Here is a 26,926-nt window from a genome sequence, read left to right as displayed (position 1 = left end):
TATGGAAAATGGAAAATTATATTTAGTACCAACTCCTATTGGTAATCTGAAAGATATAACACTAAGAGCATTGGAAACTTTGCGGGACGTAGAGATAATAGCGGCTGAAGATACTAGGCAGACGTTAAAATTATTAAATCATTTTGAAATAAAAAAGCCTTTATTGAGTTATCATAAATTCAATGAGCAAATCAAGAGTGATAAGATTATAGAAATGCTTACTGAAGGGAAAAATATTGCATTGGTATCTGATGCTGGAACGCCTGGGATATCAGATCCAGGAAGTGTAATAGTAAAAAGGTGTATAGAAGAAGGACTTGATTTTGAGGTGCTTCCAGGAGCAACTGCTATAACTACAGCTTTAGTTTATTCAGGATTAGATACTACGAAATTTTTATTTAGAGGATTTTTGCCCAGAGAGAATAAGGAACGCAGAGCAATAACGGATCAACTTATGTTAAGTCAAGAAACGATTATATTTTATGAGGCGCCGCACAGATTAATAGATACATTAACATTTTTAAAAGAAACTTTTGGCCATAGAAATATTGCAGTATGTAGAGAATTGACGAAGATATATGAAGAAATTTATAGAGGAACTATAGGGGAAGCCATAGAATATTTTTTGAAAAGTAAACCAAGAGGAGAGTTTGTACTTGTATTAGAGGGAAAAAGGATTGAAGAAATAAAGGAAGAACAAAAGGAAACTTGGATCAATTTATCTATTGAGGAGCATATAATAAAATATATAAATGATGGCATTCCAAAGAAAGAAGCTATAAAGCTTGTTGCTAAAGAAAGAGAATTGCCAAAGAGTGAAGTATATAAATTCTCGACTAATATATAAGTACACCAAATTGTAATCTATATTTTGGTAAGATAAAAACTTCAATATTAATTCAAGAAAGCAAAAAAATACTTAGTTCTATTTTGTTGAATTCCATAATGAAAAAATAGACTATCTCGATAAAGGAGATAGTCTATTAAAAATCATAAATCTATATGATAATGGAAATTAAGTGTGTAAAATTTATCTATTAGTTTTAATTTCATCTAAACATTTAGTACAGATATTTTTACCTTTATAGTTAATTACATCTCTTGCATCTCCACAGAAAATACAAGCTGGTTCATATTTCTTTAAGATTATTTGTTCGCCGTCTACATAAATTTCTAATGCGTCCTTTTCAGCGATATCTAAAGTCCTTCTAAGTTCTATAGGAATAACTATTCTTCCTAACTCGTCTACTCTTCTAACTACACCTGTTGATTTCATAAAAAACTCCTCCTAATTCCATGATTCGACATTCTACTATGATATATTACCAAGTATGTAATATAAAGTCAATGGATATTTCACTTTAATTTATTAAAAAATTACAAATTTCAACGTTAAAAAACATCTTACATAAAATATACTACCATATTTTAGAAAAGTCAAGAGCATTTATTTGTAAAATTATAATATTTATTTTAAAAAAGCAGATTAAGGAAGTTTAGAAGAAAATCATCAAATCACCTAGAATACTGCATTGAGGATAAAATTAAACTTTTGGTACTAAGAATTGTTTTACATATAAAAGCATAAATTGAATTTATAGGGTAAAACATGAAAATGAGGATAATGTAAATAATTATGTCGATTGGTTACATAAATTAGATATTTTTTATGTTTTCTATTTAAAAAGATGTATATCTGCCGTATAATAATAATAGCTTAAGGAGAGTTTAGAATCATAAAGAATAAGTTTGTTAATGATGTTTGAGGTACCTTGTAATCAGTTGATGACTACTATATAATATATTTAAAATTGGAAAGTATAGGTGTATAGGGATGGAAAAAAATTTTGACTCTAATTATATAAAAGATTTGGCAGAAGAAATGTCTAAAAGTAGTTCGATTTCATATGAAGATCTTCCGAAGTATGATCTGTTTTTATCTCAAGTCATAGATTATCTAAACGATAAATTTGCAAATGAAAAGTTTACAAATAATATAGTTCAAAATTATACCAAAAGTGAGGTTATAACTAAACCAGAAGACGGTAAGAAAAGAGGATATACTAAAGTACACTTAATACAATTGGTTTTATTAAGTCACATGAGACCTCTTTTAACTACAGAAGAAATAAAAAAAGTTTTTAGACTAGCGTTTAATGAAGTCAACGATAGAACAGATGACATATTGTCTTGGGAAGAGACCTATAAAACTTTTGTGCAAATTCAAAAAGAGAGTTTTGATGATTATTTAGTTGCATCATTAAATAATGAAGATAGATTAGAAGAGTTAATAAAGAATTTTGATTTAAAAGAAAAAGACGAAGAAAGAATAAAAATTTTCTTATTAGTATTATCATTAATAGCAAAAGCAAGTGTTATTAAGAAATTAGTTCAAAGAATAGTTAACGAATATGAAACAGAATAGACTGTATAAGGATAGATAAATATAAAAGTTAAAACACTTACTTAATAAGCGGTTGTATTATTCAAGCTTATTAAGTAAGTGTTTTATAGATATAGTAGAATTAAAAGTACTCGTGATTTTAAGATATTAAAATTGATTACAGAGGGGAATAGATTATGGAAAAGATTGTTATAAGAGAATCTGTAAGAAATTTAGTTGAGTTTTGCTTAAAGAAAGGTGATATAGACAATAGATTTTCGGGAAGTGCAAGAGCTACAGAAGGTATAAAAGCACACCAAAAAATTCAAGAGGATAATGGGAAGGTCTATGAGGAATATCAAAAAGAGGTGTATCTATCTCATGAGTTTGAAATGGATAGAAGCATAATAAATATTGAAGGGCGAGCAGATGGAATAATTCAAGATGATAGAGTTATCATTGAGGAAATAAAATCTACATATAAGAGTTTTGCATATATTGATGATTCTAATGAGGTGCATTGGGCACAGGCAAAAGTATATGCTCTTATTTATGGAAAACAAAATGGAATTCAAGAGATTTATATTAGGTTATCATATATGCAGCTTGAGACAAATGAAGTGAAAAGCTTTGAAAAGAAATTCACAATAAATGAGCTAAACATATTTGTTTTTAATATATTAAAAGAATACGAGGAATTTAGTATTTTAGTTCTGGAGAAAAAAAATGCTAGAGATAATTCTATAAGAAGTATAAGATTCCCGTTTGAAAGATATAGAGAGGGTCAAAGAAAATTAATTAATATATCCTATCAAACAATAAAGGCTCAATCAATGCTATTTACTCAGGCGCCTACAGGGATAGGTAAGACCATATCAACTATTTTTCCATCTATTAAAGCATTAGGGGAAGGGCTAGGAAACAGGATAATATATCTAACTGCTAAAACTATAAACAAAGAAGTGGCTGAAGATACTTTCGAAAAATTAAGGCAAGGTGGTCTGAAATTTAAAAGTATTGTAATTACTGCAAAAGAAAAAGTCTGCATAAACACTACTTTTGATTGTAATCCTGAAAAATGTATATATGCTAAAAATTACTATGAAAAAGTGAAAGATGCAATATTTTACATTATTGAGAGAGAAGAAAGAATTTCCTCGGAAATATTGAAGAAATATGCTGAAAAACATGAAGTATGCCCGTTTGAACTTTCTCTAGATCTAAGTCTTTATTGTGATGGGATTATAGGCGATTATAATTATGTCTTTGATCCAAGGGTGTCGTTAGGAAGAATATTAGATAGTAAAGGGAATATAATTTTAGTTGATGAAGCACATAACTTAACAGACAGGGCAAGAAATATGTATTCAGCATCGCTTTCAAAAAGTCAAATACTAAAATGCAAAAAGCTAGCTAAAGGTAAGTTGAGTAAATTGCATTCTGTGTTGGGTAAAATTAACAATTGCTTTATTGATTTAAGAAATGAATGCGATCATAAAGAGGTTGAATGGTTTTATGAAGAGGATGCTCCTAAAGAATTGAGTAAGTACTTACAACTCTATTTAAAAGAAAGTGAAGAGATATTAGTAAGAGGAAATAAATTCGATGGTTATGAAGATATATTACAGTTATACTTTGATATAAATGCATTCACTTCCACAATGCAATTATATGATGAAAATTATAGGACTTGTATAGAAAAAGAATCTCAAGAACTTAAAGTGACATTGTTTTGCGTAGATCCATCTAAAAACTTAAAAGAATATTTAGGAAGATGCTATTCTGCGATTTTCTTCTCAGCGACTATATCACCAATTAAATATTATATAAGTATGCTTGGAGGGCATGATGAAACATATAGATTAAAACTTCCATCACCATTTAAAAAAGAAAATCTAAAGGTCTATATTAGTGCAATTAATATTAGATATGCCTATAGGCAAAAAACGTTGCAACTAGTGAAAAGTAAAATTTACAATTTTGTAAATGAGAAAATTGGAAATTACATTGTATTTTCACCTTCATACGCGTACATGGAGATGTTGTATAATGAAGTCAATAATTCAAATATAGAAAAGTTCGAGATTTTAAAACAAAAACCTAATATGAGTGAGGAAGAAAAAAGTGAGTTTTTACGAAGTTTCAAGAACTGCAATAACCTAATAATGTTTTGTGTGCTTGGAGGTATGTTTTCAGAGGGAATCGATTTGCCAGGAGAACAATTAATAGGGAGTATAATAATTGGGGTTGGATATCCAATGATAGATATGAAGAATGAAATAATAAAAGATTTCTATAAGGAAAATGGATATGACTATGCTTATGTATTTCCGGGTATAAATAAAGTCCAGCAGGCTGTAGGACGAGTAATACGAACAGAAAGTGATATGGGGAGAGTTTTGCTTATTGATGATAGGTATATAACTAGTAAATATAATATGCTGCTACCTAGTGAGTGGTATCCTATAAATAAATATTGACAATATTATGCATATTAAAGAAAATAAAAAAGTCTATTGTGCGATGAAATGTTATTATATGCAGCGTAGCTGCTCTCTTTCAATGTATATATGTTTCTCAAGCAGAGAAACATATTTGCCCAATAGGCTATTAGTAAATATACTGATAAAATTTGAGGCAAAATAGATTAGAATGTAGAATTGTTATTTTTTGAATATGCCTTAAACTTAGTAAAACAAAAAGTTTATTTATCTATTTAAGTATGTTAAAATATTCATGTTGGTTTTGTGGAATAAAATGTACTATTATTAAATATATGATATTTAATAAGTTTAATTTAGTTATTAACACAACCAAGAATTTTTCAAAATGTGGAGAATTCTAATTATTATGAGTAAATAAGAATAATATTTGAAGTAGAATTAAGGAGCGAGGAAAATGAACATTCCATTAATTGATTTAAAAGCTCAATATAAGTCTATTGCTGAAGATTTAGATAGAGTAACTAAAGAGGTACTCTCTTCTGCAAATTATATTATGGGTAAGAATGTAATAGAATTTGAAAAAGAATTTGCGGAATATATAGGAGTTAAGCATGCCATATCGGTAGGAAATGGAACTGATGCGTTGGTTATTGCATTAAAATCTTTAGGAATAGGAAATGGAGATGAAGTAATAACTTCAACATTTACTTATTTTGCTTCAGCAGAAGCTATTTCAGCAGTGGGTGCAACACCTGTTTTTGTTGATGTTGAAAAGGAAACATTTAATATAGATCCGACTAAGATAGAAGAAAAGATCACAAAAAAGACAAAAGCTATTATACCAGTCCATATTTTTGGGCAAAGTGCTAGAATGGACGAAATAAATGAAATAGCAAAAAAATATAAACTAAAAGTAATAGAAGATGCAGCTCAAGCGGTAGGTTCCAAATATAAAGGAAGAATGGTAGGAACTTTAGGTGATGTGGCTTGTTTTTCGTTTTTCCCAACTAAGAATCTTTCGTGTGCCGGTGATGGTGGAATGATAGTTACAAATGACGATAGTATTGCTACTATAGCAACGGCACTAAGAACACATGGAAGTGGAGAAAATGGGCAAAGAGCATACAATTTACTAAATAACATAACAGAAGAAGTAGAAACTTTCAAAGGCGGAGATGACACTGTATATAATCCATTAAAATATTATAATTATTTGATTGGATTTAATTCAAGACTTGATGCTATTCAAGCGGCAATTTTAAGAGTTAAGCTTCCGCACTTAAATGTTTGGAATGAAAGAAGAAGAGAAATCGCTAAGATATTTGATAGAGAATTAAAGGACTCAAATGTAGTAGTACCTACTATTGATAAGGAAAATGAAACTGTATATCATCAATATGTGCTTCAAAGTGATGATAGAGAGTCTATGTTAAGTAGGCTTAAAGAAAAAGGAGTAGCTACAGGAGTGTATTATCCAATTCCATTACATTTACAAAAGGTATATAAAGACCTTGGTTACAAGGAAGGTGATATGCCTGTTGCAGAATACTTATCAAATAGAACATTTGCAATACCAGTTTATCCAGAGTTAACAGAAAATGAGATAAATTATATAGTTGAAAGTATAAAAGCATAGTATTAAGATTGAATGTGAGGATTAATTTATGGATAAGAATTATTTTGTACATGAGTCAAGTTATGTAGATAATAATGTTAAAATAGGTGATGGAACAAAGATATGGCATTTCTCTCATGTGATGAGTAATTGTGAAATAGGTGAAAAATGCAATATTGGACAGAATGTCGTAATATCACCCGGAGTGAAAATTGGAAATGGAGTAAAAATACAAAATAATGTATCTGTTTATACAGGCGTAATTTGTGAAGATGATGTATTTTTAGGACCATCATGTGTATTTACTAATGTTGTAAATCCAAGAAGCTTTATTGAAAGAAAAAATGAATATAAGGATACCATAATTGGAAAAGGTGCATCTATCGGTGCCAATGTAACGATTGTATGTGGTCATAACATAGGAAAGTATGCTTTAATAGGAGCTGGAGCTGTAGTTACAAAACATATACCTGATTATGCGTTGGTGGTAGGTAATCCAGCGAGCTTGCTGGGATATGTGTGTCAATGTGGAGAAAAGCTAAGGTTTAAGGATAATCAGGCAATATGTAGTGTTTGCGGAAAGAAATATAGCAAAGATAAAGAAAAAGTTGACTGTATATAGTGATAAAGGATTATTGTAATTATTAGCAACATAATATAATTATGCATGGATTAACTTTATAAGTTGTGTTGTTAATAAATATTGTAGCTGTGAATTACAGGAGGTATAAAATGTTAAAACAACAATTATTAGATAAAATAAATAATAAAACTGCAAAAGTTGGCGTAGTTGGACTTGGCTATGTTGGATTACCATTAGCAGTAGAAAAAGCTAATGCAGGTTATCAAACTATAGGGTTTGATGTTCAAGAAGAAAAAGTAAATATGGTTAATGAAGGTAAGAATTATATTGGTGATGTTGTAGATGAAAATTTAAAAAAAATAGTTAAGGATAAGATTTTAAGAGCTACTACAGATTTTAGCTTCGTGAAAGATGTTGATACTATTTGTATATGTGTACCTACTCCATTAGATTTATATAAGCAACCAGATTTATCATATGTTGTAGATTCAACAAAAAGTGTAGCGCAATATTTACACAAGGGGATGCTTGTTATACTTGAAAGTACTACATATCCAGGGACGACTGAAGAGGTCCTTAAACCAATTCTAGAAGAGAGTGGACTAAAATGTGGAGAAGACTTTTTCTTAGCATTTTCACCAGAAAGAGTTGATCCAGGTAATAAGGAATTTAATACCAAAAATACTCCAAAGGTTGTTGGAGGATGCACAGCTGACTGTACGGAAGTTGCAGCTGCACTATATAAAAATATATTAGAAGGTGATATTCATACAGTATCATCACCAGCTGTAGCTGAAATGGAAAAAATCTTAGAAAATACCTTTAGAAATATAAACATTGGTTTAGCTAATGAAATGGCTATTCTTTGTAACAGAATGGGAATAGATGTATGGGAAGTTATAGATGCAGCAAAGACTAAGCCTTATGGATTTATGCCGTTTTATCCAGGTCCAGGTTTAGGAGGACATTGTATTCCGCTTGACCCATTTTATTTGGAATGGAAAGCTAAAGAGTATGATTATCATACAAGATTAATTGAAACTTCGGGAGAAATAAACGATTCGATGCCTGAGTTTGTATTAGATAATGTAATGAAAATATTAAATAAGAATAAGAAGGCACTAAATGGAGCTAAAGTTCTATTATTAGGTGTTGCATACAAAAATGATATTGATGATTATAGAGAATCACCAGCATTTAAAGTTATAGAATTATTAGAAAAGAATGGTGCTGACCTTATGGTAAATGATCCTTATTGCCCAATATCGAAGTATAAAGGTAAAGTTTATCATTCAGTAGACTGGACAGAGGTTATAGACGATGCGGACATAGTTATTATAACAACAAATCATGGCTGCTATGATTATGAATCAATCGTAACTAGAGCTAAGGTTGTATATGATACAAGGAATGCAACTAAGAATGTTACGAATAACAGAGAAAAGATTTATAAATTATAGTTTGTGAAATACTCAAAGTGAAGAAATGAACAAGCGAAATAGAATACATATATGTTCTGCAGTACTGTGAAAAATTTCACTGCCTGCTTCACATATATGTATTCTATTTGTGTTTTGTTGCTACTTTAAGCATTTCGCAGACACCTACCTAAATATTATATATTTGATTTATTATTAAAAGTATATATACACATTAGTAAAGATAGTAAATATTCTTTAATAAAGATATTGGTATTTAGTTTCTTTCAAATATCTTAATTTAATATTAAATTTTTTATATTAATGAATGCTTTGTTGACACCACTATAAATGAATAATATTATAAGTATAGAATAAATTAACTTTAAATATTAAATATTATAATTTTGCCATAGTTTAACGACAAAGAGGTTACTATAAAATGAAAAAAGTACTTAGTATATTGATACCTATGATAATAGCTGTTTTTATAACAACTTTAATAAATTCAGTATTGGATGAAAAGATAAATGTGTTAATAAAAGAAAAAGATATTAATTTAATGGGAAAAAAATTTTCAGATAACATAAAAGATAAAAGCTCGTTAGATAAGAAACTGCTATCGGATGCAGGAGATTTATTTATGCTTGGCTCCTCTGAAATGGGAGTTGATGTACCTCAAAACCCATTGAAGTTATTTCCTTTTAAGGGAGCAGAATATAATTTCAGTTGCTTTGGAAGAGCGTATTCTCAAAATTTGCAGCAAGCTGCCTATTTGGGTGGAGGAGATATAAAAGATAAACAAAAGGTTGTGTATATTCTTTCAATTCAATGGTTTGAGGATAAGAATGCTGTGGAACCTTATAATTTTGCGGTTAATTTTTCGGAAACACAATTTTATGCATTTTTAAATAATTCTAAAATAAGCAAGGAAAACAAGGAATACTATGCTAAGAGAGTATATGATTTTTTAACAAAAGCTAAAAAGTACCCGGCAGAGGCCTATTATGCAAAACTTTATCTAGATTCGGGCGTATTTGCAAATATTCAGAAGGCTGCATTTGAACCATACTATATAGCCAAAAAATATTTATTAAATATTCAAGATAAAGCATTAATTTATAATGAGCTCAAAGATTTACCAAATAAAAAAGATGGACAAACATTAAGAGAAATTGACTGGAATAAAGAATATGCAAAAATTGATGAGGAAAATAATAAAATAATATCTACCAATCAATTTAATTTAAATGATGAATATTATAATAAAAATTTAAAAGAAGAAATTGATAAGCATAGAGGTGAGAGTAAGTCAGAAAACCTTATGGAATCCAAAGAAATGGATGATTATAAATTCTTCTTAAGTGTTTGTAAAGATCTTAACATAGCACCATATATCGTGTTGCCACCAGTTAATGGATGGTATTATGATTATGTAGAGCTTACTAAAGATAAAAGGGATGAGTATTACAAAACCGTTAAAAATATAGCTGGAGAAAATGGATTTGATGTTCTTGATTTGCATGAATATGATTATAAAAAACAATTCTTAACAGATGCAAAACATCTAGGAAAAGAAGGGTGGCTTAAGGTAAGTGAAGAAATTTATAAGCATTTTAATAAGCAATAAGGATTTAAATAGGGGAGTAATATTTACTACTGTATTGATTTCAGCATTATTGGTATACTTTTTCTATTCGGCATCAGATTTGCCATTTGTATATAGTCAATTTTAATAGGGTAGAGGGATGAAATTATGAAAGTATTAGAAAGTATTGAAAGATTCGCACTAACTAATAGAATAGCAGTTGAATGTTTAGATAAATGCTTAAGTTATAAAGAATTAAAAGAATACTCAGATAAAATATCAATGTATTTATTAAAAGAATTTGGCGAGGATAGAACTCCAATTATTATATATGGTAATAAGGATAATTATATATTACCTGTAATGATGGGAGCTTTAAAGTCAGGTAGAGCATATATACCTCTAGACATTACATTTCCAGAAAACAGAGTGAGAGAAATTATAGAGGAGGTAAAGCCTAAAGTTATATTTAACTTTACTAATATTTCTTTGGAAGAAGATTCAGCATTAGAAGTAAAGGGAGATCAGATAGAAGATATTCTAAATATTTATTTTAGCGAATTGGCATCTAAGGAAACTTGGGTTAAGGATGAGGATAATTGTTATATATTGTTTACTTCTGGAAGTACAGGAAAACCAAAAGGAGTACAAATTACTAAAAGAAATATTGATACATTTGTAAAATGGTTTGAAGAGTTTTTAGAGTTTGATGACAGCGAAGAAAAAGTTTTAAATCAAGTGTCGTATTCTTTTGATGTTTCAGTAATTCCTATTTTTATTGGTTTAGGTAATGGTAAAACATTATTTTCTCTAAATAAAGATACATTAGAAGACTTAAAATCACTATTTACGCAGCTAGCAAGTTCGAATATAAATCATTGGGTATCAACTCCTGCACTAGCGGAAATTTGCGTTACATTTGATGATTTCAATAGTATGAGAATAAGTGGATTATCAAAATTTGTTTTTGCAGGGGAAGTATTAACTAAAAAATTAGTTAAAGAGTTAATGAATAAATTTCCTAACGTTAAAATTATAAATGGTTATGGACCGACAGAGGCTACAGTGCTAATTTCAGCCATAGAAATAGATAATAATATGATAGAGTCAGAAAAAGGAATACCAATAGGATATCCGATTGATAGTTGTGAGCTAGGTATAATAGATGAGTCAGGGAATAGATTAAAACCAAAGGAAAAAGGCGAGCTTGTTGTAATTGGGAACAGTGTTAGTAAGGGATATTTAAATAATATAGAAATGACAGATAAGGCATTTTTCAAGGATAAAGCAGGAAATCAGGGATATAAAACTGGAGACTTAGCATATTATGAAGATGGGATAATATATTATTGTGGAAGAAAAGACTTTCAAATAAAATTAAATGGATTCCGAATTGAAATTGAAGATATAGAGAATAATTTAAGAAAAGTAACAAATATAAAAAATACAGTAGTCTTTCCAGTTTTTAACGAGGAACATAAAATCTCGCATTTAACAGCGTTTGTGGTTCTAAATGAAGATAATGAGTTATCGAATTTAAAAAACTCGACTCTTATAAAAAGCGAGTTGAAAAAGTTTATACCATCATATATGATACCTAGAAATATAAAGATTGTAAAAGAATTCCCATTAAATACAAATGGTAAGATAGACAGAAAGAAACTTATGGAGGATTTAAAATGACATTAGTTCAATACGGTGATTATTTTTATCTGTATGTGCTCGTGCTTGCTCTGATTCCAGCGGTTATTTTGGGAGTATTAGAAAAAAATATTAAATATTATGGAGTATTCATATCGATTTTAATGATTATAGCAGTTATGGGTATGGGTAAAATATTTCCGCTGTTTTTAATTGGAGAGATTGTATTAATTAAAGGCTATTCTGTTTTAAGAAAAAAAACAGATAACAAGTATTTATATTATATAGTTTTATTTTTGTCAATGTCGCCAGTAATTATTTTCAAAGTATCTGCTATTACAATTGAAAGAAGTATTGGGTTTATAGGTCTCTCATATCTAAATTTCAAGGCTATACAAATGATTATTGAGATATATGATGAAGCCATTAAAGAAGTTAGTATTATTAAAACATTATATTTCTTTTTGTTTTTTCCAACATTGATTTCGGGTCCGATTGATAGGTCAAGAAGATTTGAAGATGATCTAGAAAGAAAGATAAGTAGAAACGAATATATTAATGAATATTTATATCATGGAATAAAGCGCATAATTAGAGGTATTGTATATAAATTTATTTTAGCAAATTTAATTAATGCATTATGGATGAGTAAGATTTCAGAACATATAACGTTCAGCAGTTCCTTAAACTATATGTATGCATACAGCCTGTATCTTTTCTTTGATTTTGCAGGTTATACAGCTTTTGCAGTGGGAACAAGTTATATTTTGGGAATAAGGATGCCTGAGAACTTTAACAAACCATTTTTGAGCAAGGATATGAAAGAATTCTGGACTAGATGGCATATATCTTTATCTAAATGGTTTGGAGACTATATATATTCTAGATTTGTGCTAAACAGTATGAGAAAAAAGAGATTTAAAAATAGATTTGTAGCATCTCACATAGGACAGTTGCTTACTATGTTGATTATGGGAGCCTGGCATGATTTAAAGTGGTTCTATATTATATATGGACTTTATCAGGGGGCGGCTTTAGTAGGAACAGATATATATCAGAGGAAATCAAAGTTTTATAAAGCGCATAAAAAAGAAAAATGGTTTCAGTATATTGAAATAGTAGCTACATTTCATATAGCTTGCTTTGGGCTATTATTATTTTCAGGATATTTATTTGGCTCCTAGTTGAAATAATATGTCTGGTAATTCAGAAATTACTAATTAATATAGAGTGAAAATGTTTATCTTTATTAGAGTGATTATGCACATCAAATAAAATTGTATTTATGTACTATAGTAGGAGGGATTTGTAGTTATGGAAGAAAAAGTGTTAAATATATTAATAGAAGTAAGTGGTAATGATGATATTAGGGATGAAAAGGATGAGGATTTATTTGAAGCTGGTTTGCTTGATTCATTAGGAATTATAGAAGTTTTATTAAAAATTGAAGAAGTTTTTGGTTTGAGATTACAGCCTACAGATTTGGAGAAAAAGGATATGGCAACAGTAAATAATTTAGTAGAATTTCTAAATAATAAACTGAATTAGTATACATAATCAGTATATAACTTGGGTTTATAAATATAGTTTGCCGAAAGAAAAGTTATTCTGTCGCTTCGGTTGCTAGAAAATGGATATGAATTTCTACCAGTAAAAGTTTTAACCATTCCTGCATGCTCCTGAGATACAGCTCGGGAGCATGCAGGAATGGAACAACTTTTACTGAAGAAATCTCATATCCATTTTTTCAACGCAACACTGAGCAACAGAATAACTTTTTATTCTAGTATATTATATATTTCAAAATATAGAGACTAAACTCTTTGATTGTATACCTATATCATTTTTAAATGAGGATATTTTGATTTTAAAGAGAATTATTTTATATTTATAAAACTACATATAAATATAAAAATAGAATAAAATAAGTATTATATCTTAAATAAATTTTTAGCTATAGACAATAATTAGGAATTGGTGATTTTATGATAACTACAAAACATAAGTTAGATTTATTGATACATCTTATAGTAAAAGTAAAGAAGGATGATGTTTTTGCGTTGGCATCTCAATTAGCATATTATTTAGTATTATCATTTTTTCCATTCATGTTATTTTTAATGACGTTAATTGGATTTAGCAATTTGAGTTCTGGCGATATATTAGGACAATTAAGTGTTATGTTACCTAAAAGTGTAATAGAGTTAACTCAATCAACAATCATGGAAGTGTTTGATAATCAGTATACAGGACTATTAGGGATATCTATTGTATTAATGATATGGACATCTTCATCTGCTTTTAAGGCTATAATTAAAAGCATAAATAAAGCTTATAATTTCAAAGAAAATAGATCATTTATTAGGCTTTCTTTTATTTCTATGATGGGAATATTAGCGTTAGCTTTAACAATTATGCTAGCATTAACAATGTTGGTATTTGGTAATGTAATAGGTGAATATATAAGAAATATCAGGCCATTTTATAGAATAATGCTGATTATATGGAATATTTTTAGATATGCTTTTATATTTGTAATAATGATATTTATATTTGTAAGCATTTATAGATTAGCGCCAGCTAAAAAGCTTAGGTGGAAGGAAGTTTTTCCGGGTTCTATATTTAGTACATTAGGTTGGGTTTTGGTATCTTTTATTTTTTCGTTTTATATTGATAACTTTAGTAATTACTCTAGATTTTACGGGAGCCTTGGTGCGGTATTTATACTTATGTCTTGGCTGTTTCTAATATCGGTCATTTTTATTTTAGGAGTAGAAATAAATTTTGTTATAGCTGAAATTAAAAATAGAAACCGTTACTTATAGATTTTAGAAGTATTTTTTATTTTATTGAATATAAATCCTTTAAATGGGTATAACTTTAGAGGAAAAATATTCAGGAGGTAAAAAATGAATAAGATAATATTATTAGGAAGAGTAGTTAAGGACCCTGAACTTAGGCACACTGAGAATGGAGATAAAATCTATACTAAATTTACAATTGCTGTGCAAAGGAATTTTAGATTACCTGATGGAGTTAGAGAAGCGGATTTTATACCAATTAAGGTTTGGGGTAAAAAAGCTGAAGTGATAGTTAAATATGTTAAAAAAGGAAGTCTTATAACTTTAAGTGGAAGACTTAGAACAGGTAGTTATGAAGATAAGGAGGGAAATAGGAAGTATATAGCAGAAGTTGTTGCAGAAGATTTTAAATTCTTAGAAAATAAGAAAAATCAAGATCAAGTATTAGAGAATTAATAAATAATTTATGTGGATAATGGAATTTATCTAAGGTAATGGAAATTATAAAAAAAGTCCTTAGATAAAGTCCTCTAAATAGAAATATTATTCTATGTTTAATGATATTAAATGTAGAATAATAAAATATTTGATTAAAAAGTGTTGTAATTATATATGAATGTGTTATAATAAATATGTAAACGATATCTAGGAATTATTTTTCAATTATGGTGAGACAAAAAAAGAGATTATGAGGTAAAAAAAGAGCTAAAAGCTCTTTTTTTATTTGTAAAATGATAATAAATGATTGTTGTTAAAAAATGTTATATTATATCAGAGAAATAATATCTAAATTAAGGATTCTATATTCAATAATTATCATGTTTCGACAAAACATATTTTAATAAAGAGAGTATGGGAGATCTAAATGTTGTAAAAGCAAAAGCAAGAAGTTTTATTGTCAATAAAAAAAATATAATTTTTAAAAACATGGACAGGCTTTGACAATTTATTAATATATTATGTGATAGTATAGGTATGTAAATAGGATTTATGATTGAGGGAGTTGAAGAGTTATGAATTTGGTGGAGGAGTATACATCTATAAATAGTGATTCGGATGTGGAATTTAGATATGCTTATAGACTCACAAAAAGGGAATTTAGGGGAATAACTGCATATGGTATTGAAATCGAGAGAAAAGACTATGTTGGGTTGAAAAGTGTTAATTTAGAAAGAGAAAGTATAGATATAATTTCAATTCATAGGCATAAAGTAAAGCAATTACTTATGAAATTATATAGTAATCAAGTATCTCCAGTACATCTAATTGATATTGTTGGTAGTTATGCAGATGAACATGCTTATGAGTTTGATCTTGGAGTGGACGAAAAAGTTATAAATTAGAATAAAAGTATAGAAATAATTGAATATTTACGCTAGTATCATAGTATAAAATTACTAAGAGAGGCGATAAATTATGATTATTGGAATTGGGACAGATATAATAGAAATTGGTCGAATAGAAAAAGTGATAAAGAGAACAAGTAGTTTTATTGAAAGATCATTTACAAGTAATGAAGTAGAGTACTTTAAATTAAAAGGGTTAAAAGGGAATGTAATAGCTGGAAACTTTGCGGCTAAAGAAGCTATTAGCAAGGCGATGGGAACAGGGATTAGAGGGTTTGGATTGAAAGATATTGAGGTATTGAGAGATGATTTAGGAAAGCCGATTGTAAATTTGAGTGACAGGGTTTATACACTATTAGGTATAAAAGAAGAACTCAAAATACACGTTAGTATTTCACATAACAAAGAAAATGCAATAGCATATGCAGTTATGGAGGTAATATAATGTTTGAAATTTTTTCGGCTAATCAGTGTAGAGAAATGGATAAACAGAGTATTGATAGCGTGGGAATTCCAGGGATTATACTTATGGAAAATGCTGCAATAGGTCTATTTAGAGGGTTAATGGATAAAGGTGAGTCGTTTCTAATATTATGTGGTAAAGGCAATAATGGGGGTGATGCCCTAGCATTATGTAGACACTTAATAGAAGCAGGAAAGCGAGTACGGATTCATATTGTAAGTAGGGATGAAAATTACACAGAAGATTTTAAGACTAATTTTAATATCTTAAAACACATAATTAATGCTAAAGATATTTTATTTATTAAGTCAGAGGATGACATAAATGAGTATATTATTGATGATTTGAAGAGCTATGATGTGGTAGTTGATGGGATTTTTGGAGTTGGTCTTAATAAAGACCTAACTGGAATGTTTAAGGAAATTATACAGTATGTAAACCTATACGCTAAGTTTGTGGTGTCAATAGATATTCCGTCAGGGTTAGATTGTGATTTAGGAATTGAAAGAGGAATAGCTGTTAAAGCGAATATTACTTATACATTTGAAGTCATCAAACAGGGATTTTTAAATTATAAAGCGGTCCATTTTATTGGGGAAGTTATCGTGCTAAAGATAGGTATTCCTGAATTTATAAAAAACAATAATTCTAAAAAAGTCTGGATTTTAGAAGATCAGGAGTATAAAAAATTACTTCTTAAAAGGCAAGTCTATGGCCATAAAGGGAATTATGGAAGAGCATTAGTAGTAGCAGGGAGAATGGGATTTACAGGGGCTGCTTTCATTACTACAGAATGCACTATTAGATCAGGTGCAGGCCTAACTACGTTGTTATGCAATAAAGAAGTCCAGATGGCATTATCAAGTAAGCTCATAGAGGCTATGACGTTAACTTGGGACAATAACAATGTGGTGGAGATCATTAAAAGTGCGAATTCTATCGCTTTTGGGCCAGGGATTGGAACGGGAGAAGAAGAAGCTAGGCTATTAAAGCAAGTAATTAACAATAGTAAATGTCCTATTGTAATTGATGCAGACGGAATAACCTTAATAGGGAATAATAAAGCATTATTAAGAAATTTAAGGGGAAGAGCAGTTATTACTCCACATCCAGGTGAGATGGCCCGCTTTTTAGGAAAGACTATTGAAGAGGTGGAGTCAGACAGAGTTAACATAACAAAAGAAGTTGCCGAAAAATACGGAATAATTGTTTTGTTAAAAGGATATAATACTGTAATCTCAAATGGAAGAGATACTTATATTAATCCAACAGGAAACAGTAAAATGGCATCAGGCGGCATGGGTGATGCATTGACAGGAATAATAAATGCATTTCTTTCACAAGGAATTGATTTAGAGAAAGCTACTCTTTTTAGTGCGTATGTTCATGGTAACATAGCTGATAAATTAGGAAAAGAAGTTTACATAGTAAATGCAAGAGATATTATAAAAGAATTACCTAAAGAAATTAACAGTATTATTATTTAATTAAGAATAAATTCTCCAAACTTTTCATAAATAGTATTAATGTACTAATAATATTTGGAGGAATTATGAATTTAAAAAACAATATATTAAATAAGATATTAATAATAGGTGCTGTTTTGTTGATTCCGGTGTTTATAATACTGGTGGTGATTTTAGGAAGACATGTAGTTACGCCGTCAAATGAAGACATAATAAATGGGTTGAAGAATACAAAATATTATAGCAGTAAAGTAGATTATGTATTTAAGAACTCAAAGGCACAATTTGAGGAAAGCACAATGCAATACCATAGCGCAGATAAAGGATCCAGAATAGAATTTCAGGAAGGGTCAGGGAGAGTTAAAGTTTACAATGGTGGAGAAATTAGAGTTGAAGGAAATGAGGATAATGAATATACCATTGAAAAAGATATAGATGTTATTTATCCACTAGCATTTATGGAGAATATACTATCAAATTCACAAATCGATGAAATTAAAGAGGTTAAGGCAGAATGGGGTGATGGGGTATATTTACAAGTTAACATTCAATATCAAAGTCAAAATAAGCATTTAAGCAAAGCGGAATTTTATATTGATAAAAATAAAGAAGCTCCAGTATTGTTGAAAGTTTTAGATGATAGTGGAAAGGAAAGAATAATAATTAACTATAAAGATTTTAAAAAAGAAAAAAGCTTAAGTGATGATTTATTTTAATTAAAAGGAATTGTAAAAATTGAGTCAAGCCAACATTAACATTATACAATGATAAACAAAGCTGAAAAAGGATATAATCAAGCGTACATATATAAATTGAGGAAAATAAAATTGTAATAGAAAGTAAAAGGATGTAATTAGCCATAACATGGTAATTGAGTAATACAAATCCTTTGACAAATTGACATAATTTGCAATATAATCATAGTAATAAGAACTTTTTACTGCTATGGAGGAGAAAATATGTCAATAAACAATCTAAATATTATGAAAAACAAAAATATAAAAAGTAATAAAATTAAAAAAAGTAGTGGAATTATGGAGAAATCGTTAATACAATATATTAACGAAGGATTTTCAGCTGATTTTGAGATGTTAATGAAAAACGGGTATCAAGAAATGGCTGAAATCAACTTAGAATATTCTAAATTAGGTTTTGAATATATGTTAGATGATGTTAATGAGTATGAGGCATGGATTTGCGGAGTGTGATTATTTAAAAATGGCAAACATTGTAGTAAAAAGAGGGGAAATTTTCTACGCGGATTTAAGTCCAGTTATAGGATCCGAACAGGGCGGTATAAGACCTGTTATTATAATACAAAATGATATTGGAAATAGATATAGTCCTACTGTTATTGTGGCAGCAATAACATCTCAAATAAATAAAGCTAAGCTTCCTATTCATGTTGAAATTTCATCAGAGGAGTATGGATTAAATAGAGATTCTGTTGTCTTACTAGAGCAAATAAGAACACTAGATAAGAGAAGGTTGAAAGAAAAGATTGGACATATGACTGAAGCAGATATGAAAAAGGTTGATAAGGCTTTAGCGGTTAGCTTGAATTTGAGCTAAAGAATAGGAATAATTATATAGGTATCAAATAAGAGTAAATATAATCAAGATAATAAATATATTGTTATCTATATGATATTTCGAAGAGTAGCGTAATTGAATAAATATGCTACTCTTTTTGCGTTTGATAACATAATATATTGATATTTATAACGATAAAAGTATAACACATTTATTATTGATGTATACAAATAATATTTTCTATGTTAGAATAAATATGTTAAAAATAGAACATACTATGAATGAGCAAATGAATTAATAACAGGGGGTTGTACAATGAGTAATGAATATAAACTTGAAGAAGTTGCAAAGCTAATGAGAAAAGATATTGTCTCTATGCTTACAGAATCAGCATCAGGACATCCAGGAGGATCTTTATCTATAGCTGATATAATGGCAGTATTATTCTTTAAGGAAATGAATATAGATACATCTAGGGTGAATGACCCTGATAGAGATAGATTTGTTTTGTCAAAAGGGCATGCAGCGCCAGCTCTATACAGTGCTTTAGCTAGAAAAGGATATTTTGAAGTTGAAGAATTGAATACTTTAAGACAAACTGGCTCTAGATTGCAAGGTCATCCTAACATGAATGATTTACCGGGAATTGATATGTCAACAGGATCTTTAGGTCAAGGAATTTCTGCAGCGGTAGGAATGTCGTTAGCCGGAAAACTTGATAAGAAAGATTATAGAGTTTATGTAATTCTAGGGGATGGAGAGCTTGAAGAAGGTCAAGTTTGGGAAGCATCAATGTCAGCAGCTCACTATAAGTTAGATAATTTAACTGCGTTTATAGATAATAATGGACTTCAAATAGATGGAAATATAGAAGATGTAATGAATCCAGGTCCTATAGATAAAAAGTTTGAAGCTTTTGGTTGGAATGTTTTGGCTATTAATGGACATAACTATGATGAAATTATAGATGCTATTGAAAAAGCAAAAGAATGCAAAGGAAAACCAACTGCGATTATATGTAACACAATAAAAGGTAAAGGTGTTTCGTTTATGGAAAACAATGCAGGGTGGCATGGAACAGCTCCCAATAAAGAGCAATGTGAGCAAGCGTTAAAGGAAATTGGAGGGGAAAACTAATGGGGAATAAAATTGCAACAAGAGAGGCTTATGGTAAAGCGTTAGTAAAACTTTCAAATATGAATAAAAATGTTGTTGTATTAGACGCAGATTTATCAAAATCTACTAAGACAGCAGATTTTAAAGCTGTTTCTCCAGAAAGATTTATTAACATGGGGATAGCAGAGTCAAATATGATGGGAGTTGCAGCTGGTCTTTCAACTTGTGGAAAAATTCCATTTGCAAGTACTTTCGCAATGTTTGCAGCAGGAAGAGCATTTGAGCAAATAAGAAACTCAATATGTTATCCAAAATTAAATGTTAAGGTCTGTGCAACTCATGCAGGAATAACAGTTGGAGAAGATGGCGCTACTCATCAATCAATAGAAGATATATCACTAATGAGAAGTATCCCTAATATGACTGTAATAAATCCAGCTGATGCAATAGAAACAGAAGCAGCAATACTAGCAATAGCAGAATATAATGGACCTTGTTATGTGAGATTAGGGAGATTAGCTGTGAGTACTATAAATGATTCTGCAAATTATAAATTTGAGATTGGAAAAGGTGTAACATTAGCGCAAGGTGATGATGTTACTATAGTTGCTACTGGTATGATGGTTGAGTTAGCGCTAGAAGCTAAAGAAGAATTAGCTAAAGAAGGAATTAATGCTAGAGTAGTAAATATACATACAATAAAGCCAATTGATAAAGAATTATTAGTAAGTGCTGCTAAAGAAACAAAAGCAATAGTTACTGCGGAAGAACATAGTGTAATTGGAGGCTTGGGTTCAGCAGTTGCTGAAGTTATAGCAGAAGAATATCCGGTTCCAGTAGTAAGAGTAGGAATAAAAGATACCTTTGGTGAAAGTGGTAAACCAAATGAACTTTTAAAAGTTTATGGTTTAACAGTGGAAGCAATTGTAGAGCATACTAGAAAAGCTATTTCATTAAAGAAATAATTGATGCTTAAATTTTTAATATAGTCAAAATAATTTTAGGTTAAATATAATAAAATATAATATAGTAAAATACAGGATATAAGGCTCATGAAATAGCTAAGTATCCTGTATTTTTTATTTTTGAATAACGAAAAATAAACAGAGAAAACTATAAAAGATAATTTAATATAAATAAAAATTGAAGGGGAAGATGAAATGAAAATATCAAAATTCAAAGAATACATTGTAATAACATTAGGAATAGCTCTAGTCGCATTTGCAATAGAATATTTTCAAGCACCAAACAATATAGCGGCAGGTGGAGTTACAGGAATAGCAATAATTTTAAATGCTGTTATACCAAGCTTATCAATAGGTATAGTGAGTCTAGTACTAAATGTATTGTTGTTTATTGTTGCTATTATATTTATTGATGGAAAATTTGGAGTGAAGACAATTTATGCAAGTGTGGGCCTATCATTAATAATATGGGTAATTGAAGAATTTTTAAAACCAGTTGCAATTACAAATGACTTAATGATGGCAACTATTTTTGGGGCACTGATTTCAGCTTTTGGGATGGCGATTGTATTTAACGAAAATGCGTCAACAGGGGGAACTGATATATTAGCAAAAATGTTAAATATATTTTTTCATATAGATATAGGAAAAGCTATATTAGCAGTTGATTTTTTAATAACACTTGTAAGTGCTTTAGTATTTGGTGTAGATGTTGCTTTATATTCCATGCTAAGTATCATATTACTTGGGATAATAATTGATAGAGTTATAGAGGGATTTAATGTGTGTAAAAGTATATTCATTGTTAGTAAAAAAAGTGAAGAGATAAGTAGATATATAATAGATACGTTGGATCGTGGATGTACTTTTTTAAAAGGAGTGGGTGCATATACAGGAAAAGAAAGCGATATACTTTATGCAGTTCTAAGTAGGAATCAGTTCATAAAATTGAAAAAATATATAAAAGAAGTGGATCCAGAAGCTTTCATAACAGTAGGTGAAGTGCATGAAGTGTTAGGAGAAGGATTTAATGATATAAAATAACAGTAATTGTAATAAAAGCTATAATATTTAATAAATTTGTATAACATTAAAAAGAATTCTTATGTTATAATTAATTTTGTAGGTTTTGCAATTAATTTGCAAAATATACAATAAAGAAGGAGTGTTTGAGTATGATTGAATTTAGAGGAATATCTAAAATTTATGATAATAATGTGAAAGCTTTGTCGGATGTTAATGTTGAGATAGAATCAGGAGAATTTGTATTTTTAGTAGGACCAAGTGGATCTGGTAAATCTACTTTTATAAAAATGCTTTTAAAAGAAGTTGATCCTACCAATGGAAAGGTAATTGTCGGGGATAAGGACTTATCAGCAATAACTAGAAAACAAATACCATACTATAGAAGAAAAATAGGAATGGTATTTCAAGATTTTAGATTAATTCAAACCCTTAACGTATACGAAAATGTTGCATTTGCAATGAGAGTTGTAGAGGCTTCGCCAAAGGATATTAGAAGAAGAGTCCCAATGGTGTTATCATTAGTTGGGTTATCTCATAAATACAAAATGTTTCCAAATGAGTTGTCAGGGGGAGAACAGCAAAGAGTTTCCTTAGCAAGAGCATTGGTTAATAATCCATCTGTTTTGATTGCGGACGAGCCTACAGGTAATTTAGACCCAGATACAGCAAGAGAAATAATGTCATTACTTGAGGATATAAACAAGGCAGGAACCACTATTTTAATGGCTACTCATGCTAAAGAAATTGTTGACTATATGAAGAAAAGAGTTATAGCTATAGAAAAAGGAGAAATAGTTAGAGACGAGAAAAGAGGTAAGTACGAAGATGAAAATTAATACTATTACACATTTTATTAAAGATGCTTTTACAAGTTTAAAAAGAAATAAAACTATTAGTATTGCTTCAATAATTACTGTTCTTATAACCTTCTTTGTTTTGGGGATATTTATGTTAATCGCAAATAACATAAATAAAGGAATAAATAATGTTCAAAATAAGGTTGAACTTAAGGTTTTCCTTAAAGATGATATAAAATTAATTGATCAAAGGGAAATCGAAATTAAATTGAGGGAAATTGATGGAGTAAAAGACGTGATTTATCTATCAAAAGAAGACGAATATAAAAACTTCCAAAGTACTACCAATGATAACGAAGGTTTATTAAAAGGATACACGTTACAGAACAATCCATTTAATGCTTCATTCACAGTGAAATTGGAGTCTCCGGAATATGCATCTAAGGTGACAGAAGGATTAAAAGATTTAGAAGGAATAGAGACTGTAGGTGATCAACAGGAACTGGTTGATAGAATCATAGGAATTGTGAACGGTATTAAGGTCGTTGGTTTTGGATTGTTTGTAGTTCTTGTAGGGGTTTCAATTTTCTTAATAATGAATACAACAAAGTTAACGGTTTATTCAAGAAGAAGAGAAGTTGGAATTATGAAATTTGTAGGAGCTACTGATTGGTTTATTAGATGGCCATTCGTTATAGAGGGCATGGTAATAGGATTTGTCGGAGCAACTTTAGCTTGTGTCGCATTGTATTTTGCATATGACTTACTAGTTAAATGGATTGCTTCTCAATTAGTGTTTATTAGTCTTGTACCAACAACTTATGTTTTATCGACACTATCATGGGAATTTATGATTGGTGGAATTGTAGTTGGTGGAATTGCTAGTATAATTGCACTAAGAAAGTTTTTAGTGGTATAATTTTTGCAAATAAGTATAAATATAAATGCTATAGGGATAAAATAATAAGACACCATAAAATCTTGAAAATAAGCTACATAATAATCCGCCTTGCACTATAAAGATGTTAACTAAAGGATTATATGTATAACGCATATGAAAGGAAGTCTTTATAGGTGAAGGAATCAAGAAAATATATATTTGCAAATAAGAGAGAAAAAAGAAAAGTATTTTTAATATTGCCTATGTTTTGTCTTATGGTAGCTATTGCTTGTGCATGTTTTTTTGCAGGGAATTATATTGCTACAAAAGGTGTATTTTTAGTAAAAACATCGCCAGAAGTTGTAAGCACAGCAGGACAAATTAATGATCGGAGTAAATATTCTGCACTCTTTACAGTTAGAGATAAGTTAATAGAAAAGTTTGATGGAGATATAGATGATGATGTCCTCTTAGAAGGAGCTATCAAGGGAATGACAAAGTCATTAAATGATCAATATACTGTATTTATGAATAATAAGGAATTTGATGATTTGATGAAACAAAGTAGTGGTAATATTACTGGGATAGGTGTTACTGTGACGTTAAAGGATGATAAGGTTACAATTATAGAAACGACTAAAGGGGCACCTGCTGAAAGGGTTGGATTAAAAGAAAATGATATAATTGAAAAGATTAATGATACAGATGTATCTGGAAATGATCTTAGTAAAGCAACATCTATGATTGTTGGAGCTAATGGCTCTGAATTAAAACTAACTATTAAAAGAGCAGGTTCAGAAGATTTTGATGTTAGCGTGGTACCTGAAAAAGTGAAAATTGAGTCGGTGAAGAGCAATATGATTGATTCGTCCACAGGGTATATTCGCATAATGACTTTTATGAATGAAAATACTACGGAAGACTTTAAAACGGCTATTGAATCATTAAGGACTCAAGGAATGAAAGGTCTAATACTTGATTTAAGAGAAAACCCAGGAGGATTGCTAGTGGAAGCAGTAGGGGTAGCATCTCAATTCATTCCAAAGGATAAAATAATAACTTATACAATTGATAAATATAATAATAGAAATGATTCATTATCGGTTGGTGGTATTGCAGAAGGAATTCCATTAGTTATCTTAGTTAATGAGAATAGTGCAAGTGCTTCAGAAGTTGTTACGGGAGCTTTAAGAGACTATGGAGCAGCAACGATAGTAGGTAAAACCACATTCGGAAAAGGAATAGTTCAACAATCATTTAAGTTTAATGATGGAATTGGCGGTCTTAAAGTAACTGTTTCAAAGTATTATACCCCTAATGGTGAGAATATTCATAAGAAGGGAATAACTCCGGATGTAGAAGTCGCAACGCCTGTAGGAATAAATGAGAATGGATATGATAAGAATTCAGATGATCAACTGAAGGCGGCAATACTTAAAATACAGGAAAAGATGCAATAGGGGGGATGAAATGAGTTTATTTATATACACGTTAAGAAATATAGCAGGTGCTATAGTAACTCCCCCACTTGTATTTTTACTGGTTGCGCTAGGAACAACATTATATTTAAAAAATAAAAGAATAGTGACTATGCAGAAAATAATCTTAGGAGGTAGTGTGAATTCAACCATTGAACTTACACTATCTCAACTTGTTTTAGGGATTATAGGGGGATGCGTAGGAAGTTTGATATTAACTAGTTTAGGTGTAGTATTTAATGAAAGTTCGGGAATTGCCTATTTGTTGATATTGTCAATATTGTTAATGTTCATAAAACCGAGATTAATATGTTTTGCTTATTCTGGTGCTATAGTAGGGTTTATAAGTATAATCATAAAGGGCATGGGCCAATTTTATGAACAGTTTTGGAATAATGGTTTTTTAGTAGTTGATATACTTTATTTAGGTGTTTTTATAGGAGTTTTTCATATAGTTGAGGGAATATTGGTTATGTTTGATGGTGATAGAGGAGCAGTGCCGGTATTCACCAGCAAGAGTGGAAAAATTTTGGGGGGATATGCTTTAAAAAGATATTGGGTATTACCAATATCAATAATGATAGCGCTTGCATCTAATAATCCAGCTATTGATTATTCAACTTCACTTATACAAAATCCAGAATGGTGGCCGTTAATTAAAACAACATCAGGGTTGAGTTTAATAACAAGTGGTATTATTTCAATATTGCCTTTTTATACAGTTCTTGGTTATTCATCGATTACATTTACAAGAACTAAGAGAGAGAAGGCTATATCATCAGGATTATATGTATTATTTTATGGTATAGTTTTAATTATGGTAGCTCAGATTGCAAGATTTGGTATTATAGGTGAAATGTTAGTTATAATATTAATGCCTTTTGGACACGAGTTTATGCTAAGAATCCAAGCTGAGGATGAGGAAAAAAGAACACCAAAGTTTGTAAGTGATGAAGAGGGATTAATTATTTTAGAAATTTCATCTGATTCAAAAGTAAGAGAATTTAATGTATGTATAGAAGATAAGCTTGTATCCGTAAATGGTAAAGATGTTAATTCGGAAGCAGAAGTGTATTCGATTTTAAAAGAAAGCTTATATAATACTGTTTTAGAAATTAAGAATTTTGAAGGAAAGCTAAAAAAGGTTGAATTTAGACATAGCAACAATACTAGGCTAGGGGTATTAGTTGTGCCTAGAAATGTAAATGAAGAAGATGTAATACCAGTTGATGATAGCAACTTTAAAAGTGTCTTAAGTTCAATTATGGATTCGGATAACAATGAATGTGAAAAAAATAAAGTTGATAAGGATAGATAAAATTGAATATACTAATTTAAATATATTAAAGTGGCTTAGCCACTTTTTTCTTTAAACAGATTATA

Annotated in this window: 26 protein-coding genes; 25 read left to right on the top strand and 1 reads right to left on the bottom strand. The window is 29.6% G+C overall.

What is annotated here, in order from left to right:
• Position 1 precedes the first annotated feature (1 nt).
• Positions 2–847, top strand: a complete 846-nt coding sequence (gene rsmI, locus D2A34_RS05105) for a 16S rRNA (cytidine(1402)-2'-O)-methyltransferase (protein WP_079437936.1) — start codon at positions 2–4, stop codon at positions 845–847.
• A 183-nt stretch (positions 848–1,030) separates the two neighbouring features.
• Here rsmI and D2A34_RS05100 read toward each other — a convergent pair whose 3' ends face one another.
• On the bottom strand, positions 1,031–1,276 hold the full coding sequence (locus tag D2A34_RS05100; protein ID WP_012061035.1) for an AbrB/MazE/SpoVT family DNA-binding domain-containing protein: 246 nt from the start codon (positions 1,274–1,276) through the stop codon (positions 1,031–1,033).
• A 558-nt stretch (positions 1,277–1,834) separates the two neighbouring features.
• Here D2A34_RS05100 and D2A34_RS05095 point away from each other — a divergent pair.
• The 24 genes from D2A34_RS05095 (at position 1,835) to D2A34_RS04980 (ending at position 26,861) form a co-directional block, all read left to right on the top strand.
• The gene (locus D2A34_RS05095) at positions 1,835–2,425 is read left to right on the top strand and encodes a DUF1836 domain-containing protein (RefSeq protein ID WP_079437937.1); all 591 of its coding nucleotides are present in this window, start codon (positions 1,835–1,837) and stop codon (positions 2,423–2,425) included.
• 155 nt (positions 2,426–2,580) lie between these two features.
• Positions 2,581–4,863 (top strand): ATP-dependent DNA helicase, encoded by a 2,283-nt coding sequence (locus D2A34_RS05090; RefSeq protein WP_079437938.1) that lies wholly within the window; start codon positions 2,581–2,583, stop codon positions 4,861–4,863.
• Between the two features lie 418 nt (positions 4,864–5,281).
• Positions 5,282–6,463 carry a DegT/DnrJ/EryC1/StrS family aminotransferase gene (locus D2A34_RS05085; RefSeq protein WP_079437939.1) on the top strand — a complete coding sequence of 394 codons (1,182 nt, stop codon included), beginning with the start codon at positions 5,282–5,284 and terminating at the stop codon, positions 6,461–6,463.
• 28 nt (positions 6,464–6,491) lie between these two features.
• Positions 6,492–7,064: an acyltransferase gene (locus D2A34_RS05080; RefSeq protein ID WP_079437940.1), complete on the top strand. Its 573-nt coding sequence runs from the start codon at positions 6,492–6,494 to the stop codon at positions 7,062–7,064.
• Between the two features lie 110 nt (positions 7,065–7,174).
• Entirely contained in the window at positions 7,175–8,485 is a 1,311-nt protein-coding gene (locus D2A34_RS05075) for a nucleotide sugar dehydrogenase (RefSeq protein ID WP_079437941.1), read from the top strand.
• A gap of 400 nt (positions 8,486–8,885) precedes the next feature.
• The gene (gene dltD, locus D2A34_RS05070; protein WP_119365922.1) at positions 8,886–10,073 is read left to right on the top strand and encodes a D-alanyl-lipoteichoic acid biosynthesis protein DltD; all 1,188 of its coding nucleotides are present in this window, start codon (positions 8,886–8,888) and stop codon (positions 10,071–10,073) included.
• 126 nt (positions 10,074–10,199) lie between these two features.
• Complete coding sequence (dltA, locus tag D2A34_RS05065; RefSeq protein WP_119365921.1) at positions 10,200–11,714, top strand: D-alanine--poly(phosphoribitol) ligase subunit DltA; 1,515 nt, start codon at positions 10,200–10,202, stop codon at positions 11,712–11,714.
• Positions 11,711–12,856 carry a D-alanyl-lipoteichoic acid biosynthesis protein DltB gene (dltB, locus tag D2A34_RS05060; RefSeq protein WP_079437944.1) on the top strand — a complete coding sequence of 382 codons (1,146 nt, stop codon included), beginning with the start codon at positions 11,711–11,713 and terminating at the stop codon, positions 12,854–12,856. The genes dltA and dltB overlap by 4 nt, the downstream gene beginning before the upstream one ends.
• 130 nt (positions 12,857–12,986) lie before the next feature.
• Positions 12,987–13,220, top strand: a complete 234-nt coding sequence (gene dltC, locus D2A34_RS05055; RefSeq protein WP_079437945.1) for a D-alanine--poly(phosphoribitol) ligase subunit 2 — start codon at positions 12,987–12,989, stop codon at positions 13,218–13,220.
• Between the two features lie 437 nt (positions 13,221–13,657).
• A complete protein-coding gene (locus D2A34_RS05050; protein WP_079437946.1) occupies positions 13,658–14,497 on the top strand; it encodes a YihY/virulence factor BrkB family protein in 840 nt (279 codons plus the stop codon).
• A gap of 84 nt (positions 14,498–14,581) precedes the next feature.
• Positions 14,582–14,929: a single-stranded DNA-binding protein gene (locus D2A34_RS05045; RefSeq protein ID WP_079437947.1), complete on the top strand. Its 348-nt coding sequence runs from the start codon at positions 14,582–14,584 to the stop codon at positions 14,927–14,929.
• 557 nt (positions 14,930–15,486) lie between these two features.
• On the top strand, positions 15,487–15,816 hold the full coding sequence (locus D2A34_RS05040) for a DUF6514 family protein (protein WP_119365920.1): 330 nt from the start codon (positions 15,487–15,489) through the stop codon (positions 15,814–15,816).
• Between the two features lie 73 nt (positions 15,817–15,889).
• Entirely contained in the window at positions 15,890–16,264 is a 375-nt protein-coding gene (acpS, locus tag D2A34_RS05035; protein WP_079437949.1) for a holo-ACP synthase, read from the top strand.
• On the top strand, positions 16,264–17,769 hold the full coding sequence (locus tag D2A34_RS05030; protein WP_119365919.1) for an NAD(P)H-hydrate dehydratase: 1,506 nt from the start codon (positions 16,264–16,266) through the stop codon (positions 17,767–17,769). Before acpS ends, D2A34_RS05030 begins: the two co-directional genes overlap by 1 nt.
• 65 nt (positions 17,770–17,834) lie before the next feature.
• Positions 17,835–18,464 carry a germination lipoprotein GerS-related protein gene (locus tag D2A34_RS05025; protein ID WP_079437953.1) on the top strand — a complete coding sequence of 210 codons (630 nt, stop codon included), beginning with the start codon at positions 17,835–17,837 and terminating at the stop codon, positions 18,462–18,464.
• A 243-nt stretch (positions 18,465–18,707) separates the two neighbouring features.
• Positions 18,708–18,956, top strand: a complete 249-nt coding sequence (locus D2A34_RS05020; protein WP_079437954.1) for a hypothetical protein — start codon at positions 18,708–18,710, stop codon at positions 18,954–18,956.
• Between the two features lie 10 nt (positions 18,957–18,966).
• The gene (locus D2A34_RS05015; RefSeq protein WP_009172938.1) at positions 18,967–19,320 is read left to right on the top strand and encodes a type II toxin-antitoxin system PemK/MazF family toxin; all 354 of its coding nucleotides are present in this window, start codon (positions 18,967–18,969) and stop codon (positions 19,318–19,320) included.
• Positions 19,321–19,596: 276 nt separating this feature from the next.
• A complete protein-coding gene (locus D2A34_RS05010) occupies positions 19,597–20,418 on the top strand; it encodes a transketolase (RefSeq protein ID WP_079437955.1) in 822 nt (273 codons plus the stop codon).
• Positions 20,418–21,362, top strand: coding sequence for a transketolase family protein (locus tag D2A34_RS05005; RefSeq protein WP_079437957.1), 945 nt, complete (start codon positions 20,418–20,420; stop codon positions 21,360–21,362). The genes D2A34_RS05010 and D2A34_RS05005 overlap by 1 nt, the downstream gene beginning before the upstream one ends.
• Positions 21,363–21,557: 195 nt before the next feature.
• The gene (locus D2A34_RS05000) at positions 21,558–22,406 is read left to right on the top strand and encodes a YitT family protein (protein WP_079437959.1); all 849 of its coding nucleotides are present in this window, start codon (positions 21,558–21,560) and stop codon (positions 22,404–22,406) included.
• A 131-nt stretch (positions 22,407–22,537) separates the two neighbouring features.
• A complete protein-coding gene (ftsE, locus tag D2A34_RS04995; RefSeq protein WP_079437961.1) occupies positions 22,538–23,224 on the top strand; it encodes a cell division ATP-binding protein FtsE in 687 nt (228 codons plus the stop codon).
• On the top strand, positions 23,214–24,104 hold the full coding sequence (gene ftsX, locus D2A34_RS04990; protein WP_079437962.1) for a permease-like cell division protein FtsX: 891 nt from the start codon (positions 23,214–23,216) through the stop codon (positions 24,102–24,104). Before ftsE ends, ftsX begins: the two co-directional genes overlap by 11 nt.
• Before the next feature lie 155 nt (positions 24,105–24,259).
• Complete coding sequence (locus D2A34_RS04985) at positions 24,260–25,525, top strand: S41 family peptidase (protein WP_079437963.1); 1,266 nt, start codon at positions 24,260–24,262, stop codon at positions 25,523–25,525.
• A gap of 10 nt (positions 25,526–25,535) precedes the next feature.
• Positions 25,536–26,861: a signal protein PDZ gene (locus tag D2A34_RS04980; protein ID WP_079437964.1), complete on the top strand. Its 1,326-nt coding sequence runs from the start codon at positions 25,536–25,538 to the stop codon at positions 26,859–26,861.
• Positions 26,862–26,926 lie beyond the last annotated feature (65 nt).

This window comes from Clostridium chromiireducens (genome assembly GCF_003575225.1).
Classification (GTDB): domain Bacteria; phylum Bacillota; class Clostridia; order Clostridiales; family Clostridiaceae; genus Clostridium; species Clostridium chromiireducens.
This window is presented reverse-complemented; position numbering and strand designations above follow the sequence as displayed.